Here is an 18195-nt window from a genome sequence, read left to right on the forward strand (position 1 = left end):
ATTATTTATTTAGAAACTTAGGTTTTAGTACAAGCATTATCCATCCCCAATTTTGAACATTGGCGGCGGTATCTTTGGTTATATTTGACAGGTTTGGTCTTCTACGCATAAGTTCGTACATACCATCACTGGCAAACATTTGGGAATAGCCTGCAACTACACTACAGCTGTTGTTGAATGTCTTTTTAAACACAAGATCTACCTCTGTTCCTAATGACCTGTTCCTATCTGATAAATATTGTTCGCCACTAAAACTTAGCACCTTGACTGAAATGCTAGATTTTCGCCCCAAATCAAAATTAGCACTTACATGTATATCAGACAGCCCTATAGAGTTTGCATGGTTACCCACATAGAAGTAATCCATAAGGCCATTAAATTTATGATTTGTTCCATACAATGGAAAAAATGCATCGGTATCCGTTGTCGATTCTTGATCGCCGCTAATTACCTCAACACCGGCACCGACTGTCACTTTATCAGAAAGCTTATAAAATGCATCTAAACCTAATAAAAACCCTATCTCTCTATCATCTCCCATTTGCACAAAAGCATTACCAGTTACCAATACTCTTCCTTTATTAAAATTTAAATGGGAGCCCAAAGTTTGGATATTATTTACACCATCTGCCTCATCATTGTTATCAAATTTCTGAAACCCATTATTTAGAAATAGTAAACTACCTGAAAAATTATTCCAACCCTGCCTTAAATACAACATTTGCATGGTTTTATAAGAGAAAAAACCCGTAGTTCCGTATGATGTTCCAATAGATCTAAATCCAGATGGATCTTCATGGTCTTGATTAAACGCGAAGGCTGCCTCTAATTTAAATCTATTTTTTTTATACTTTATTAAAGCGGCATCATGATTACGTCCCTGTTGCGCCCAATCTAAAGCACCAAGAATACGTTCATCATCATATGATAATATTTGGCGACCTAATCTAGTAGACCAACCACTTCCTAAATTTAATTCCGCCCATGCTTGAAAAACTGCGAAAGAATCATTTTGATCCAAAGGGGAAACCTGTCTGTTTTCACCCCAAACGATAACATCTTGAACGCTTATATAGATTTTGTAAAAATCAGCTTCAAAACTTCCATTTAAACGCATTCTTGTAGCTACCCCAAAACCTGGATCTGAATCTTCATCTATAATATTTCCGAATCCGTTTCTATATTCAGCGCGAGGTCTTAATTCTCCATCTATTAGTAACTGAGCATATGTTAATTGCACTAAACAGAACATTAACACTATTGTTATAGTATATGATTTTTTCATAGGTTACAGTTTCGAATTAAACCTATCACAAAGCTAATAAAGATTTTTTTAGATGTTAATGTTTAACAAACTAATGAAACAGACTTAACACATATAATTCTAGAGACTCCATGCTGTTTAGTTCATAATGGGCTCTATATAGAATGTATATTTCATGGGTTCTGGTATAATTAAATATTCTTGATAGGGTAATTGCCCCCAACTAGTATCTCCACCAATACCCATCTGCCTATAATCAATATTCAAATTAATATGATCTTTAGGCACTATATCTATTGTATGCTTATTTTTTATAGAGTGCTCAAAGTCGTCATTATTAAAATGATTAATATTGAAATTTAATAGTTGTTGACTTGAAAACTTAAGCCCTTGGTTTTGGCTATTTTTAATCTCCAGCCAACGCACATCTGTCCTATAACCATTTTCCTGAGGCCTAATATATGGTACATAAAAATCTTCTGATTTTGAATTATACACTCCTATAAAGGCAGATTCCCTACGATCTGAATAATTTTCATGTGGTCCCCTTCCATAGTAAATAACATCGGTAAAAGTTTTGGCTAGTTTAAGATTCATTCCTATACGAGGTATTAATGCTTTACCATTTGTTCTTTCTAAAACGTATTGCGTTTTTATCTTTCCAGTACCATCAATAGTATAGTTTATATAAAAGTTTGCCACATCGGGATTATACTTTTTTATGCTTACCATAATACCGGTGTTCGGTATCTTTTTCCAATCTACGATAGTTGCTTCTACTTTAGCCTCAATATCTTTCCATTTCATAGATTTTAATGGAGTTCCAGCTCCCAGATCATTGTCTATGGGCGCTCTCCAAGTATTCAGTAAAAGAGGAGCAGTCATCCAGTTTTCACCATTAACTTCGTATGAAGAAAGCACTCCTTTCTCTTTATTAAATGATATTGTTATGGTTTCACCACATTCAACAATTATTTTATCTGTTGTTTCACTTACATTAATGTTCTGTTTTGAACCTTCATTAGAAATAGCAACTGGTCCCGTTTTAATAACAAACTGATCTTTAGCAATTTCAAACCCTTTTTCTAAAAATGATTTAGGTTGATTGAGTTTCCAGTAAAAATTAATAATATATTCAGCTCCAGGTTCTAAACTCCCAATATTACCCTCTAGGTTTATAATTTGCCTAGATAATGGCGTTCCTTTTAAAGACAAACTTCCTTTTTTAACTTTTTTACCATTCTTTAACAAACACCACTCCAAATCAAAATTAGAAAGGTTTGTAAAAAAGTGTTCATTATAAACTTCAAAGGACATAGCTTCTTCTGCTACTTTACTAATATGAATATTTTGGTATTGCTTTTTTACTTCCCAAAGTGCGGGTTGAATTGTTCTATCAGGAAAAACTAATCCGTTTAAGCAAAAAGCCCCTGAGTGTTTCACCCCTTGGGGTTCAAAATCACCTCCATACCCCCAATATGTCTCACCCTTATCATTTTTTATGGTTATTCCTTGATCAACCCAATCCCAAATAAAACCACCTTGTACTCTCGGTTCTTCTCTTACAAAATCCCACAATTCCTTTAAATTCCCTGTACTATTCCCCATTGAGTGTGCGTACTCTACCCATATAAACGGCCTATCTGAATTTGCAGGTAAATGTTCCATTTTTATATGACTAATCGGTGCATACATATAACCAATTATATCTGTATGTCTCACATAATCAAAATCTGGGTCTACCTCAGCCCTATCATAAGACACCAATCTAGAATTGTCCTTTTGTTTTAACCATGTATAACTATCTATAAATGGCAGCCCTGTTCCTGCTTCATTTCCCATGGACCAAATAAGGATAGATGGGTTATTTTTATCTCTATGAAACATTCTTTGAATTCTGTTTGTAATGGCCTCATAATAGCTTGGATCTCTAGCAACTTCATTAACAATCCATCCATAACCATGTGCCTCAATATTAGCCTCATCGATAACATATAAACCATATTGATTGCATAATTCATACCAGTAAGGGTCGTCTGGATAATGGCTTGTTCTTACGGCATTTATATTAAACTGTTTCATAAGTTTAATATCCTTAAGCATCATCTCTTTAGTCATAACGTGTCCTAAAACAGGGTCGTGTTCATGACGGTTAACACCCTTTAGCAATATAGGTTGCCCATTCACTATTAACTGCCCGTCTTTAAGAGATACACTTTTGAAACCAATTTGATGAGTGGCAGTTTCTAAAAGGTTTTTATTCTTATCTCTTAGTGTAATAACAAGGTTATATAAGCTGGGGGTTTCTGCAGACCATTGTTCAACATTACTTATTATAGTATTAAAATTTACAATCTGAGAAGCGTTTCTTTTTACGGTTATCTCTTGATCTGATTTATATATAACAGCATCTCCTTTATATAATTTTACCAAAACATTGCCATACTGCTTTGATGTAAAATTTTTTATATCAATTGTTAAATCTAATACTCCATTTGAGAAAGAATCATCTAAAGTGGCTTTAGCAAAAAAATCATGAAGCATTAATTTGGGTCTTGCATGTAAAAACACATCACGTTCAATACCTCCTAATCTCCAAAAATCTATGTCTTCTATATAACTAGCATCGGTGAATTTGTAAACTTCTATAGCTACTTCATTTTCACCTTCTTTTATGTAATTGGTAATATTGAACTCCGCAGGCAATTTACTACCTTGACTATAACCTACCCTTTCGCCATTAACCCATAAATAAAAGGCGCATTTTACCGCTCCAAAATGAATAAATATTTCTTTGTTACTCCAAGAAGGGTCTATAACAAATTTTCTTTTATATTGCCCTACAGGATTATAATCATGCGGCACAAAAGGCTTGTTTTTTGGAAACGGATACGTTATGTTGGCATAGTGAGGATATCCGTACCCTAACATTTCCCAATTTGAGGGCACCGTAATACTATCCGTTAACTCTTCATTATTTAACTTATAAAAACTTTTAGATTTCAAAGATGGATTTTCAGCCCATTTAAATTTCCAAATACCGTTTAATAACTTGTAATGATTTGTTTTTAATTCATTTTTTAAAGCTTCTTCTTCGGAATTATAAGATATAAAATAAGCATGCGGAGTTTCTTTATTTAAGCCAATAACATTGGGGTTCTCCCAGTCATCTATCTGAGTAAAAGACACTAAACTAATGCTGAAAGCAAAAAGAAATAAATAATATTTCATATGGTTTTTGTTTAAAACAACTATAAACGTTAATTAAAATTAAACTATAATTAATTAAAACATGTAGTAAAAAGCCAGCAATTTTTGATTGCTGGCTTAAACTAAACAAAACTAACTATTACGTATCACTATACATAAAATTTTAATATCCTGGGTTTTGTATTAAATTCGGATTATCTGCTAACCTACCTTGAGGAAAAGGTAAATAGTAACGCTCAGGACCAAACTGTCTTTCCTGTTGTTCTCCATTTTTTAGCGTTATACTATATTGATTAGTGTCTAGATAATATTTAAACACAAGACCTTTTTTAATCTCTCCGTTTAATATACCATCTGCGGCTCTCCATCTAATTAAATCCCAGAATCTATGTTCTTCGAAACATAGCTCAATTTGTCTTTCATGACGAATGTTTTCTTCGGTAGCTTCTGTTCTTAAAGGCATTCCTGCTCTTTCTCTAATTTCATTTAGAGCGTCTAAAGCTTCCCCTGTTCCAAGATATAAAGAAGCTTCTGCCATATTCAATAAGGTTTCGGCGTATCTAAACAAGTAAAAATCTTGTCCAGACCTACCTAATTCTGGATTCTGATTACTTTCATCAAACCTTTTACTAAGTAATAATGCTGTATTTCTAACATTTCTTGGAGGGGCTGCGGCAGGCCATTGTTCTCCGTCAGGTCTGGTTAAAAGCTCATTCGTATTAGAAGATTCTACCATGGTACCATTATCATCATAAATTGTACTAGTATGAAAATAGACCTTACTACCTTGTAAAGGTACTTCTGGATAAAAAACTGAGGCTCTAAAACGAGGATCTCTATTCCCAAAGAAATCACTGATATCCCATCTGTTATCTGCAGTTAATTGATTTCTAGGAATCATACCTGTTCTACCATCTGTAAAATCAAATAGCTCTACAAAATCATAAAGCACAGGAAAATTAGCATTCCAAGTAGATTTAAAACCTTGTGGTGTTGCTAAAAGCTCAAATGAATGACCTCTAATTTCAGGATCAAAAACTTCTGCAAAAATCACCTCATCATTTCCTTCGTTTAAGAAAATAGATTTATAGTTCTCTACTTTATCGGAAATGTCATTAACTAAACTAAATTGCCCTGAATCAACAATAGCCTTAGACGCATCATAACTACGTTGATAATAAGTCATGGCATCACCGCTAGATATACCTACCAAACCTTCTATTTCAGGTCCGTTTCCAAAATTAGCAATACTGGCTGCATATAACATAGCGCGGCTTTGCAACATTAAGACAGTATATCTATCTACACGACCAGCTGCCCCCGTCTTAGCATCAGAAAATGCGGGTAGTATCTCATTTAATTCGCTATATATGAAATCATAAACCTCTTTTTCCGTATTTCTATCTGGAAAAATTTCTTCTTCGGGGTCATCTTGACTTAATACTTTAGTTATAATTGGAACACCTCCAAAACGTCTAACCATTTCAAAATACTCATAAGCCCTTAAAAATCTAACTTCAGCTACTCTTGAATTTATATATTCTTGACTTAAACTAGAGCTATTTGGTAATTGTTCTATTAGGACATTCATTTCTCGGATATTTACATACGCCCAACGGTCTAAGTTTCCGGGTCCAGTAATAGCAGTGTACTGCCTTCTATAAGCCCCATTGGGATATTGCCAATTTGCGAAATTTACATGTTCTGCACCAACAGCAGAGAACAAGCCCATTCCCAAATGCGCTAATCCTCCTAATTCTTGAAAATTCATTCTTGTATACAGATCTGATATATAAGCTTCGGTTAATGGTTCTTGTTCAAAGATTTGACTTTCAGAAATGAAAGGTGGTTCTTTTTCTAAATCATTTTCACAACCTGCAAAAAGCGCAAGAAGTATTATAAACAATAGAAACTTTTTCATTTTTTTGGTTATTTTTTTAAAATTCATTTACAATGTCTTTTTGTTAAGATAAAACTGTTAAATCTATATATTAAAGCCCTACTCTTAACCCAAAAGTATACGTTCTTAATAACGGCAAAGTAAACCCTCCGTTATTAGTAGCCTGCTCTGGATCAACAACATCTTTAAAGATTCCCAACTTAGAAAAAGTAAGCAAATTGTTACCAGATAAGTAGATATCAAAATTGCTAAGACCAATTTGTTCTATAATCGTTTTTGGTAAACTATAATTAAGAGTTGCCGTTTTTAAACGCACATATGTAGCATCTTTAAACCAGAAATCCGATTGTACGGAATTCCATACTCTGGCACCATCTCTATCAAAGGCAGGAAGTTGCGCATTAGGATTAGAACCTACACCAGGATTTGCAGGATCTTGTCTCCAACTATATTTGTTATGAAGTTCAAAAGGCACTCTTTCATTGCCAAAAGCGGCTCTTAATTGATTTGCTATACCCACATTAAACTTAGAAGCCCCTTGCCATAACATAGATAAAGACAGTCCCTTATACTTAAAGTTAGTATTTAACGAAAAGGTCATATCTGGTTGTGCACCAAACCCAATTTGTCTTCTATCATCTTCATTAATAACATTATCTCCATTTACATCTACATAACGAATGTCTCCTGGTTTTGGAGTACCACCAATGTCTGCAAAAGTATATTGAGAAGTATACTCATCTACTTCTGCTTGCGTATTTAACAATCCATCTGTAACGTATCCAAACGTTCTATTCACATAATTACCTCCTCTTTTATTTAAACGTACTTGTGTGGGATCTGTTAAATCTACATCAGCATCGCCTTCAAAATGTCCAAAACGTTCTCTGGCCAATCCAAATCCTCCGTTAAAACTCATGGTAAAATCTTTCCCTATTTGACCTCTGTACCCTAAAGAGATTTCAAATCCTCTACTATTCCTGGAATTAAGATTGGTAAGTGGCAATACAGCTCCAAAGGTACTTGACAAACCTTCTGACGGGAAAGCCAACATATCTTCTCTATCTCTGTAAAAAGCATCAATAGTTCCAATAATTTTCCCTTTTAGAAAAGAAAAATCAAGTCCAACATTATACAAAGTTGTTTTTTCCCATGTAATCAAAGGGTTAACCAAACCTTGCGTTCTAATTCCTGTGGTTAATGCGTTCGGATCTCCTAAATAGTAACCAGGTGTTTCTGTAAATCCGGTTAGGTAATCAAAAGCTGTACTTGGCACGTTACTGTCAATACCTGTTTCACTATAAGATAGTCTTAATTTAAGGGAACTAAGAGATTCTACGCCGGCTAAAAAGTTTTCTTTGTGCATGTTCCACCCCAAAGAGACAGAAGGAAAATACCCCCAACGTACTTCTTTTGCGAATTTAGAACTTGCATCTGCTCTTAACGTAGCCTCTAAAAGGTATTTTTCATCATATGCATAATTTAATCTACCAGCAGCACTAACTCTGGTATACTCGAATGGAAGACCAGTTCCTCCTGTAAAAGTTAAAGTATTATCACCAGAAACAATTGAAGGAATATCTGGAGACAATAATTCTCTTCGTCCTGCAGTTAATGACGTAAATTCATTATCCTCTTTCTCAAAAAATGCCAATGCTCCAATTTTATGTTTTTCATTGAACGTACCATTATAATCTACGTAAATACGGCCAAGAATTCGCTTTCTAGGATCGTCTATCGTGTTTGCTACATTTCCTAGATTACCACTACGAACAGTTCTTGAAAACGAATTAGCAGGTACACTGGCGGCCTGCTTTATATACCCTTCACTATCTGCCTGACTTGATGTTGGGTCATAAATCCAAAGATCATAAGGTTTAAATAATCTATCGTTAAAAAGTGTTCTATAACGGACATTTACTTTAGTACCTATTCCTAATCCTGGTAGAAAAGGCACATCATATTTTAAATCTACAGCTGCCGCAAGAGTTTCTATTTTAGTCCTGTTAAACCCAGCAATGTTCTGACGTGATCTCGCTATTGGAGAACGTTCAGAAAATCCTGAGTATGGTGCTCTATTTGGATCGGGTAAAAACGGGTTATAAATAGGTTGCGCTGTTGTTAAATCAACCCATATAGTTCCAATATTTACAGCAGCATAATCTTGCTCTTCCTCTATATAAGAACTATTAAAAGATAATGAGAGGTTATCTGTTAAGTTAACATCTAGGTTGTTTGTAATAGTAAATTTTGTATAATCATAATCTCCATTTACAATACCATTTTGAGACAATGTACCTAAAGAAGTGTAATATCTTACTTTATCAGAGCCTCCGCTAGCAGAGATATTATGTTGTTTTATTTGTGCCCCACTACTTCTAATCATGGCATCGGACCAACTATAACTAGGCAATTCTCCAGATCTATATTGTTGTAATCTTTCTTCTGTAAAATCTGTACCGTAATCTATTGTTGCGTTAGGGTTTGCGGGATCATAAGCCCCATTAAAAATTGCATTTCTACCTAATTGGATAAAATCTGCAGCATTAGTAATATCTGGAAATGTTAGTTGTTTTTGTACCCCATACCAACCATGATAATTAATTTTAGCTTTACCTGATTTACCACGTTTAGTTGTAACCAATATTACACCATTTCCTGCTCTAGCTCCATAAATTGCGGCAGAAGCATCTTTAAGTACAGAAATGGTTTCTATATCATTTGGGTCTAACCTGTCAAAAGAAGATTCCACACCATCTACAATTACCAATGGATTACCAAATCCTCTAATACTAAGGTCTACTGTATCAGTACCTGGTAAACCTGGATTTTGATTAGAAATTAAACCTGGAATCTGACCAACAAGTAACCCTCTAACATTTGCTGCTGGGGTTTGCACCACATCTTCTGCTTTAATAGAAGCTACAGAACCTGTAACATTAATTTTCTTTTGTGTACCATAACCTACAACAATAACCTCATCTAGCGCAGCCACATCTTCTCTTAAGACAATATCTAATTTATTCCCAGAACTTAATGAAACTTCCTTAGACACGTAACCTAAATAAGAAACCACCAAAATTGCTCCGGGTTCAACTTCGATTGTATAGTTACCATCAAAATCTGTTTGCGCTCCATTAGAGGTTCCTTTTTCTAAAACCGAAGCTCCAGGTAATGGCTGTCCACTAGTGTCTGAAACCGTCCCTGTTACTTTAATTTTCTGTACAGTATTAATTTTATCCTTAATGATAAGCGCGCCGCTTACTTTTTCTTTCTTTTTAACTATAACCTGCCTTTCTGAAATAACATACTCCAAATCTGTTTTAGAAAACGAATGATCTAGTATTTCTTTTAACTTGGCATTTTTTAACTTTATGGTTACTTTAAAATCATTATCCAAAATATCATCTTTATAGAAAAATATGTAGTCACTATTATTTTGAATTTCTCGAAAAAGCTGTTCTATAGTTCCATTTTTTAAATCAATATCAATTTTTACCTGAGCATGAGAGCCAGTGGCGTACATACTACTCACTCCAAGTAAAATTATCAGCATTAAAGTTTTCATGATTATGGATTTGACGACATCCCACGTCTTTTCTGGCCGTTTTTGCCAACGGCTGAAGATTTTATTCATAAATTTGTATTTAGATTAGTTAATATTATCTGTTAACAGATAATGTTGATTTTGAAATACCAGAAGATGCTGAACCCATCTTCTGGTTTATTTTTTAATTAGTTTAGTTTTTTGGTTTTGTCATAGGCAAGTTTAGTCTTAGTTATTTAGTTTATGTTTATGTTAATATTGTTAGTATCATCTATTTGATAATTAAGTTTCGTACTCTCCTTTAACACATCTAAAACTTTTACAATATTTTCTTTTAAATCTAAATACCCCGAAAAAGTTTCTTCTTTGATTTCATCATTTTCTATTGAAATTGACACATTGTAATAGCGCGATAACCTTTTAGTAATATGCTCTAAATCATCATTCTTAACAATTAAAACACCGTTAATCCAGGCAAAATAATCTTCAACATTCACCTGCTTTTCTGTTATTAAGTGATTTTTTAAATTAAAATTGGCTTTTGTTCCTGGTGTAATAATTCTTTCATTGTATTTATTCCCTAAAAGTTTTCTCTTTTCTAATAAACCGCTTTTTAGTTTTACGCTACCACTTTTAAGAACAACAAAATGATTAGTATCATCTGGGTAACTGCTAACGTTAAACACTGTTCCTAATACTTCTATTTCTTGATCTTTTGTAAACACTTTAAAAGGATGTGCTTTATCATGAGCTACGTCAAAACTAGCTTCTCCCTCTAAATAAACTTCTCTAAATTTTGAATCAAAATTGGAAGGGTAGGTTAACTTTGAACCAGAATTTACCCAAGCAATTGTTCCATCAGACAGCGTTATCTTTGAACGCTTTCCATACGGTACAATTAAAGTGTTGTAATTTATCTTTGCGCCAGAAACTTTCTTTTGATTAACTACTTTTTCCTGATCTACAATAACCTTTTCACCATCTTATGAGTATACTACTGTACTATTTATCCCATCTATTTTTACACCATTGTTTTCTGAAAGTACAATTGTGGTAAAATCTATTTCTTTTAAACTCTTAGAATTGTTTTCATTGGTATTAACAAACTCCAAAATATCTGGTTTTGGATTATATAAAAATTGATAGTAACCAAACCCAATTAATACTATGATTGACGCAGCTATAGAAGAAGCATATCTTATTCTCCTCCTTCTTTGAAGAACACTTACAGATTTTAAGATACGCTTTTTTAACAGCTCTTTTTCTGTGTTGGAAAAAACAGTAGATTTTGTTTCTTTACGAGTATTATTATCCATTTAAGGTTATGCCTTACTTAATAAAAACAGATTTATATGAGATAAAGCGCGTTAAACTGTTTTTATAGACAAAATTTTTAAAAAAAATTTTTGAAGAGTAATAAAAAAATAAAAGGAGCTTCCCGTAACACCTTGATAGCTCTATAAATTGTAGTTCTTGCAGTGGCAACAGAAACCCCTAAAATTTGGGCAATTTCTTTATAAGATAATTCTTTATCAAATCTTAAAGACAGACCTTCCCTTTGTTTTTTAGTAAGCAAATTAAGTCTTCTTACGAGCTTTAAACTATCTTCTTTTTCCTTTTCGGATGAAATAATTGTTTCCTCCTGAGATTTATAATAATTGCCTTTAGAATAATTGTCTTGTATTTGTTCTAATTTAACATCATTAAACACAGGACGCTTGTTTTTATTAAAGATTTTTCTTTTTAATGATTTAAGTAGATAATATTTTACGTTAGTCGTATCGGAAAGTGAATCTCTATACTTAAATAAATCAACAAACAAATCATGAATGCTATCCATAACCTCATTCTTATTACCTGAAATGGTAATTCCATAAGCCAAGAGTTCATCAATGTACAAGTCATAAAGGTCTCCTAAGGCATTACTATCCCCTTTTTTAAACCTAGACCAAACAGAAATTGCCTTACTTGAAATATCTGAATTTGTATAGTTAGTTTTCATGAATTTATAAAGATGAATAGCCTTTAAATAGGATATAAAATATCAAGTATTAAAAGCTTTAATAAAACCTCAAATTCTAAAGTGATTTTATTAAAATCATTCAAGCTAAATTAAAAAAAATTGTCAAATTCAAAAAAAGAAGCCACTGCACTTCTAATTACCGAAAGCGTTTCCGTAATAAATTCGCCAGTTAAACTTTTAGAATATTTATGAAAAGGTAGAATAATGTTATACTATTTCTATTTACCCATCAATACGCTATTCTTAATTAAAAAGTCAATTAAACTATTTTTGACTCTGATAATTATTCTTTTCAAGATAAACCATGACTAACAGAAAATAAATTCAAAAGACCAAACGGTAGGTTAATTTTTTTAGACTATATTTCTTACATCTAAAAAAAGCTTATACATTAGTAAAGCTTTTTATCAAAACTATTTAAGAATGAATATATCTAAATTCGTCGCTTTTTCTTTTCTAGCGGTATTAATCTTTAATTGTAAAACTGCGGACATAGCAGAATCAAAAAACAAATCCTCTAAAAGTTTTTATAACGACGGACTCGTATTAAAAGAGGTGTTTTATAATACTAAAGGCCACAAAGATTCTTTAAAGACTTACCACAATACGGGAAAATTAAATGAGGTGTTCTATTATAAGAATAACAAATACCACGGAACTTGTTACCAACTAAATAAAAAAGGAGACACTTTAGTGGTATGGCAATTTCAAGATGGCATACTAAAGAAAAGAACAGATCATAATTTAGACTTTAATAAAATTAACGAACGAAGTATCAAAATGGCCCAGTCTCGTCTACAAGAATCTATAAAACTGTTTGAAAATGACTTTGGAGTTTACGGAAGAATAGAAATTGCTAGACATCGTTTTAAATTAAAACATTATACACTAGCCTTAGATGAATTGCTAAAATTAGAAAAAGAAAGCCTAACACCAAGAAGTAAAATGGGTATCTATGAAATGTTAGCCAACATCTACTCTAGTTATGAAAACGAAGAAGCAGCGATTCATTATAAAGTTAAAGCCATTAATGTTGCGGCAAAAAAGACCCGATTAGAGTACAATCTCGCTGCCTATTTACTTCATGCCAAGTCCTATAATTCTGCGCAACATTATTTTGATATTGTACTTAAAACTTGGCCAAAACATAGTTTTTCTCACTGGACTTTAGGAAAGTACCACAGCGATAAAGGGGAATATGAGAAAGCTTTAGAACATATTAATATTGCCTACAAACAAGAACAAAACATTATTAATTACAGCTCTAATACCTCCTTCACAGATGTAAAAACAATAAAAGGTTTTATTCATCATAAATTGGGTGATTCCAAACTAGGTATCCAATTTCTACTCAAAGCTATCAAGGAAAAGCCTAATAATTCCTATGCCTACCGAAGTTTAGGTATTATTCATAGTGATTTAGGCGAACATGCAAAAGCATGTGCCTACTTAAAAAAATCTAGAGAATTAGGGTACGAAAAGGCTTTTGACAAAAATGACCTAGAATACTATATTATGCTGTCATGTAACGATACTACTATTGAGAAACCAGATTCAACATTAATAGAAAATGAACTCGTAGACTTAAATGTTGAAGAAGATCAAAATGCTATAGAATTAAGTGATTATTCGAGTAATCAATTTGAATATCAAATTCTAAATCACAACAAGAAAATAATTAGAAAAGGGTCTACAGAGAATAAGATTGTTAATATAGGTAATTTGTCTTCTGGTTATTATACTCTTAAAGTATTGAATACATCTAATCCAAAGAATTTCAATTTTATTAGACTTTAAAACATAAAAACCCCGGAGCTCAAAAAAATCTAGCCTCGGGGTTTTTTCAATAAAAAAAGAAAAAATGGAAGTTGTAAAGTTTACCTAGGCAAACTTAAGGTCTTTGTTTATTTTTCTGTACGCACGCGTAACTACTCGTTTCATTAATAAGGATACAATAAATGCTACTACAAATAACCCTGCAAATACTGCTAATGTAGAGTCTAATGATCCCGTAGCTGTTTTAACCATATCATAAATTGTTGGTCCCACAACTCCAGCTAAAGCCCATGCCGTTAATACCATACCATGAATTGCTCCTAGCTGCTTGGTACCAAATAAATCTCCTAAAAATGCTGGTAACGTTGAAAAGCCTCCACCATACATTGTTATTACTGTAAATAGCATTACTAGAAATGTTATTTCCATAGAAATTTTAGGCAGTAACCAGAATGCTACAATTTGGAAAGCGAAAAACACAATATAGGTATTTGCCCTTCCCAGGTAATCCGATAATGTAGACCAAACGATTCTACCTAAACCATTAAACACCCCAATTAAACCAACTATAGCGGCTGCCTCCATTGGCGAGTAATTTAACTTTTCCTGCATCATTGGGCTTGCTGCCGAAATAACTGCTATACCACAAGCAATGTTAATAAACATCATAATCCATATATAATAAAAACGTGGTGTTCTTAAAGCTTCATTGGCAGTAATGTTAGCCATATCGGCTTTTATAGTTTTTCCTTCACCAGGTTTAAAACCTTCTGGTAAGTATCCTTCTGGTGGTCTTTCAATATATCTTGCCGAAGCTAGAATTAATGTCATATAAATAGCACCTAAAATATAGAACGCATTAGAAACACCAACAGCATCAAATAACGATTGCATAACAGGTCCGAACACCAACGCAGCAAAACCAAATCCCATAATTGCCATTCCCGTTGCTAACCCACGTCTATCTGGGAACCATTTTACTAAAGTACTTACAGGTGTAATATACCCCAATCCAAGACCAATACCTCCTATGACACCGTAGCATAAATAAAACATCCATAGTGATTCTAACTGTACGGCAAGTCCAGAACCTAAAATGCCCAATCCGTAGAAAATACCAGCTGTAGTTCCACTAATTTTTGGCCCTACACGTTCTACCCATCGTCCTAAAAATGCCGCTGATAAACCAAGTAATAATATGGCAATTTTAAATGCCCATTTTATGACACTACCGTCTACATCAAATATTTCTTTAACAGGGTTTGTCATTACGGAATACGCATACACAGACCCAATAGAAATATGTATACCTACAGCAGACGCCGCAATTAACCATCTGTTTTTAAGTTTTTTTTCACTCATAATCCTAACATTGTGTTGGCTAGACCAACTAATTTATTTTTACTTCTTTAAAATATTGTTCTAAAATTTTAACCGCTTCATTGATTTCTTCCTCAGTATTCTCTCTAGCATCATTTAATTGGTATTGCCATCCTAACTTTTCCCATTTGTGAATACCAAGTTTGTGATACGGCTGAATTTCTATTTTTTCAATAGTTTTATAATCCTTAAAATACGCTCCCATTTCATGTAACAAGCCTGGGGTATTTGTTAAACCAGGAATTAATACATAACGTAACCACATGGGTTTTCCAGATGCTTCTCTATGTTTTGCAAAATTGAATGTGGTCTCCTTGTTTTTCTGTCCTGTTAACATTTGGTAACCATCTTCATGCATATGTTTTATATCGAGCATCACTAAATCTGCATAACCATCTAACAACTCCGTTGTAAAATGATTTAATACCCTTCCATTAGTATCTATGTTTGTATGAATACCTTCTTCTTTTAACCGTTGAAAAAAATGGATTAGTTCTTTAGACTGAAGAAGTGGTTCACCACCCGAAACTGTAACACCTCCAAACTCACCAAAGTAGGACTTCATATTTACAGCTCTTTTCACTAAGCTTTCAATAGGAAATTCTTTTCCGCCATGAGTGTCAATCGTATCTGGATTATGGCAATACAAACATTTTAACTTGCAACCTTGTAAAAACACAACCATTCTAATACCAGGTCCGTCATGTGTTCCAAATGATTCTATGGAATGTACTCTTAATGTGTTTTCTGAAGTTTTGATATGCCTCTGCTTTAAATTAGAACTTCCGAAAAGTTTTAGTTTTCGGAAGTTCTTATTTGACTAATTCTAAAAAATTACATTGAATCGTGGAATGATCTTGTAATTACTTCTAATTGCTGTTCTTTAGTTAATCTAATAAAGTTGACAGCGTATCCCGAAACCCTAATTGTTAACTGCGGGTATTCTTCTGGATGTTCCATTGCATCTAGCAAGGTTTCTTTATTTAAAACATTTACATTTAAATGTTGTGCATTTCTAGCAAAATAACCATCTAACATGGTGGTAAGGTTATTAATTCTATCCTCATCTGTAGATCCAAGAGATTTTGGTACTATTGAGAAGGTATTAGAAATACCATCTTGTGAATCTTCATAATCAATTTTTGCAACTGAATTTAAAGACGCAATTGCCCCATGCGTATCGCGTCCATGCATTGGATTAGCACCTGGTGCAAATGGAACTCCTTTAGCTCTACCATCTGGAGTAGCCCCAGTTTTCTTACCATAAACAACATTAGATGTAATTGTTAATACTGACATTGTTGGTTCTGCATCTTTATATACAGGTAAGGCTTTTAACTCATTATTGAAATCTCTAACAGCATCATGAGCAAAAACATCAACACGATCATCATCATTTCCATACTTAGGGAAGTCTCCATCTATCTCAAAATCCACTGTTAATCCGTCTTCATTTCTAACAGGTCTAACTTTAGCGTATTTTATTGCCGATAATGAATCTGCAACAATGGATAAACCAGCTGCACCGTAAGCAATATTAATCTCAGGATTAGTGTCAATTAATGCCATCTGCGCTTTTTCATAGTAGTATCTATCATGCATGTAGTGGATAATATTCATAGAATCGTTATACACACGTGCCACTTCTTTCATAGCTATTTTGAAGTTAGCCATTACTTTATCAAAATCTAAAACTTCATCTTCCATTGGCGCAATACCTTCCACCATTTGTGTTCCAGTATTTTCACAACGTCCGCCATTAATAGCCAATAATAATGTTTTAGCTAAGTTAGTACGTGCTCCAAAGAATTGAATTTGTTTTCCTAAAGCTTGGTAAGACACACAGCATGCAATTCCGTAGTCATCAGACCCTCTCATTGTACGCATCATATCGTCATTTTCAAACTGAATCGAAGAAGTATCAATAGCTACTTTAGCACAGAAGTTTTTAAAGTTTTTAGGTAAACTATTAGACCAAAGTATTGTAATGTTTGGCTCTGGTGAAGGCCCTAAATTGTATAAGGTATTTAAGAAACGGAAAGACGATTTAGTAACCTTAGTTCTTCCGTCTGCAAACATACCACCAATAGCTTCTGTTACCCATGTTGGGTCTCCAGCAAATATCTCATCGTAGGCACCCATTCTTAAGTGGCGCACCATACGTAATTTCATTACAAATTGATCAATATACTCTTGTGCTTCAACCTCAGTAATTAATCCCTCTTGTAAATCATTTTCAATGAATACATCTAAGAAAGAAGAGACATTACCTAAAGACATAGCTGCACCATCTTGTTCTTTTACAGCTGCTAAGTAAGCCATATAAGTCCATTGTACAGCTTCACGTGCGTTTTCAGCAGGACGAGATAAATCTAGGCCATATTTTTCGCCCATTCCTATCATGTCTTTCAAAGCTTTGATTTGATCAGATACTTCCTCGCGTAAGCGAATAACGGCATCTGTCATTGGCCCTTTAATTTCTTTTTGGTCGGCTTTTTTGGCTTCAATTAAAGCGTTAATACCATATAAAGCAACACGACGGTAATCTCCTATAATTCTACCTCTTGCATAATTATCTGGTAACCCCGTTAGAAGTCCTAAAGAACGGAATCTTCTAATTTCCTCGTTATAAGCAGAGAAAACACCATCGTTATGAGATTTAACATATTTAGAGAAAAGCTCAGAAACCGTATCACTAGCAACTAAACCATGTTCACTTAACGCTTTTTGAACTACTTTAAAACCTCCAAAAGGCTTCATAGCTCTTTTTAAAAGCTCATCTGTTTGTAAACCAACAATAACTTCATTCTCCTTATCAATATACCCTGCTTCAAAGTTATTTACACCAGAAATAATTTCTGTATCAACAGATCTTACCCCGTTATTTTGTCTTTCCTCTTTGGCTGCCGCTAAACAAATTTTCCAAAGTGCTTCAGTACGCTTACTTGGGCCTACTAAAAACTCGTCATTTCCGTAATAAGGTGTTACATTATTAATGACAAAATCTCTAACATCAATTTTCTCATTCCAAACACCGTTTTTAAACGCTTTTACTTCCATTTTATATTCTTTTAAAAAATCACTTCTTATTTGTT

At 33.5% G+C, this 18195-nt stretch carries 11 protein-coding genes; 1 reads left to right on the top strand and 10 read right to left on the bottom strand.

Translation table 11 applies throughout. The annotated features are described in order from the left end of the window. Position 1: 1 nt before the first annotated feature. The 7 genes from FUA24_RS02275 to FUA24_RS02305 all read right to left on the bottom strand — a co-directional run bounded on the left by FUA24_RS02275 (position 2) and on the right by FUA24_RS02305 (position 11923). Positions 2-1285 carry an alginate export family protein gene (locus tag FUA24_RS02275; RefSeq protein WP_148539886.1) on the bottom strand — a complete coding sequence of 428 codons (1284 nt, stop codon included), beginning with the start codon at positions 1283-1285 and terminating at the stop codon, positions 2-4. 117 nt (positions 1286-1402) lie between these two features. After that, the gene (locus tag FUA24_RS02280; protein WP_148539887.1) at positions 1403-4495 is read right to left on the bottom strand and encodes a glycoside hydrolase family 2 TIM barrel-domain containing protein; all 3093 of its coding nucleotides are present in this window, start codon (positions 4493-4495) and stop codon (positions 1403-1405) included. 142 nt (positions 4496-4637) lie between these two features. Then, positions 4638-6395 carry a RagB/SusD family nutrient uptake outer membrane protein gene (locus FUA24_RS02285; RefSeq protein WP_187388135.1) on the bottom strand — a complete coding sequence of 586 codons (1758 nt, stop codon included), beginning with the start codon at positions 6393-6395 and terminating at the stop codon, positions 4638-4640. A gap of 70 nt (positions 6396-6465) precedes the next feature. Then, positions 6466-10011 carry a TonB-dependent receptor gene (locus FUA24_RS02290; RefSeq protein WP_222861298.1) on the bottom strand — a complete coding sequence of 1182 codons (3546 nt, stop codon included), beginning with the start codon at positions 10009-10011 and terminating at the stop codon, positions 6466-6468. Positions 10012-10157: 146 nt separating this feature from the next. After that, positions 10158-10889, bottom strand: a complete 732-nt coding sequence (locus FUA24_RS02295; RefSeq protein ID WP_317131919.1) for a FecR family protein — start codon at positions 10887-10889, stop codon at positions 10158-10160. A gap of 15 nt (positions 10890-10904) precedes the next feature. Continuing rightward, positions 10905-11237, bottom strand: a complete 333-nt coding sequence (locus FUA24_RS02300; protein WP_148539890.1) for a hypothetical protein — start codon at positions 11235-11237, stop codon at positions 10905-10907. A gap of 77 nt (positions 11238-11314) precedes the next feature. Continuing rightward, complete coding sequence (locus tag FUA24_RS02305; protein WP_148539891.1) at positions 11315-11923, bottom strand: RNA polymerase sigma factor; 609 nt, start codon at positions 11921-11923, stop codon at positions 11315-11317. Positions 11924-12367: 444 nt separating this feature from the next. Between FUA24_RS02305 and FUA24_RS02310 the strand changes: the two genes are divergently transcribed. Beyond that, on the top strand, positions 12368-13741 hold the full coding sequence (locus tag FUA24_RS02310) for a tetratricopeptide repeat protein (protein ID WP_148539892.1): 1374 nt from the start codon (positions 12368-12370) through the stop codon (positions 13739-13741). Between the two features lie 84 nt (positions 13742-13825). On the opposite strand, the gene FUA24_RS02315 is transcribed toward FUA24_RS02310, so the two are convergent. The 3 genes from FUA24_RS02315 to pflB form a co-directional block, all read right to left on the bottom strand. After that, a complete protein-coding gene (locus tag FUA24_RS02315) occupies positions 13826-15082 on the bottom strand; it encodes an L-lactate MFS transporter (RefSeq protein WP_148539893.1) in 1257 nt (418 codons plus the stop codon). A gap of 28 nt (positions 15083-15110) precedes the next feature. Continuing rightward, the gene (gene pflA / locus FUA24_RS02320) at positions 15111-15860 is read right to left on the bottom strand and encodes a pyruvate formate-lyase-activating protein (RefSeq protein WP_148539894.1); all 750 of its coding nucleotides are present in this window, start codon (positions 15858-15860) and stop codon (positions 15111-15113) included. Between the two features lie 74 nt (positions 15861-15934). Next, positions 15935-18160 carry a formate C-acetyltransferase gene (pflB, locus tag FUA24_RS02325; protein WP_148539895.1) on the bottom strand — a complete coding sequence of 742 codons (2226 nt, stop codon included), beginning with the start codon at positions 18158-18160 and terminating at the stop codon, positions 15935-15937. Between the last annotated feature and the right edge of the window lie 35 nt (positions 18161-18195).

This window comes from Seonamhaeicola marinus (assembly GCF_008085455.1).

Bases quoted from the DNA above. Each gene is read 5' to 3' on its own strand.
- FUA24_RS02280 (WP_148539887.1), bottom strand. From the start codon at position 4,495: ATGAAATATTATTTATTTCTTTTTGCTTTCAGCATTAGTTTAGTGTCT.
- pflB (WP_148539895.1), bottom strand. From the start codon at position 18,160: ATGGAAGTAAAAGCGTTTAAAAACGGTGTTTGGAATGAGAAAATTGAT.
- FUA24_RS02315 (WP_148539893.1), bottom strand. From the start codon at position 15,082: ATGAGTGAAAAAAAACTTAAAAACAGATGGTTAATTGCGGCGTCTGCT.
- FUA24_RS02305 (WP_148539891.1), bottom strand. From the start codon at position 11,923: ATGAAAACTAACTATACAAATTCAGATATTTCAAGTAAGGCAATTTCT.
- FUA24_RS02310 (WP_148539892.1), top strand. From the start codon at position 12,368: ATGAATATATCTAAATTCGTCGCTTTTTCTTTTCTAGCGGTATTAATC.
- FUA24_RS02300 (WP_148539890.1), bottom strand. From the start codon at position 11,237: ATGGATAATAATACTCGTAAAGAAACAAAATCTACTGTTTTTTCCAAC.
- FUA24_RS02285 (WP_187388135.1), bottom strand. From the start codon at position 6,395: ATGAAAAAGTTTCTATTGTTTATAATACTTCTTGCGCTTTTTGCAGGT.
- FUA24_RS02275 (WP_148539886.1), bottom strand. From the start codon at position 1,285: ATGAAAAAATCATATACTATAACAATAGTGTTAATGTTCTGTTTAGTG.
- FUA24_RS02290 (WP_222861298.1), bottom strand. From the start codon at position 10,011: ATGAATAAAATCTTCAGCCGTTGGCAAAAACGGCCAGAAAAGACGTGG.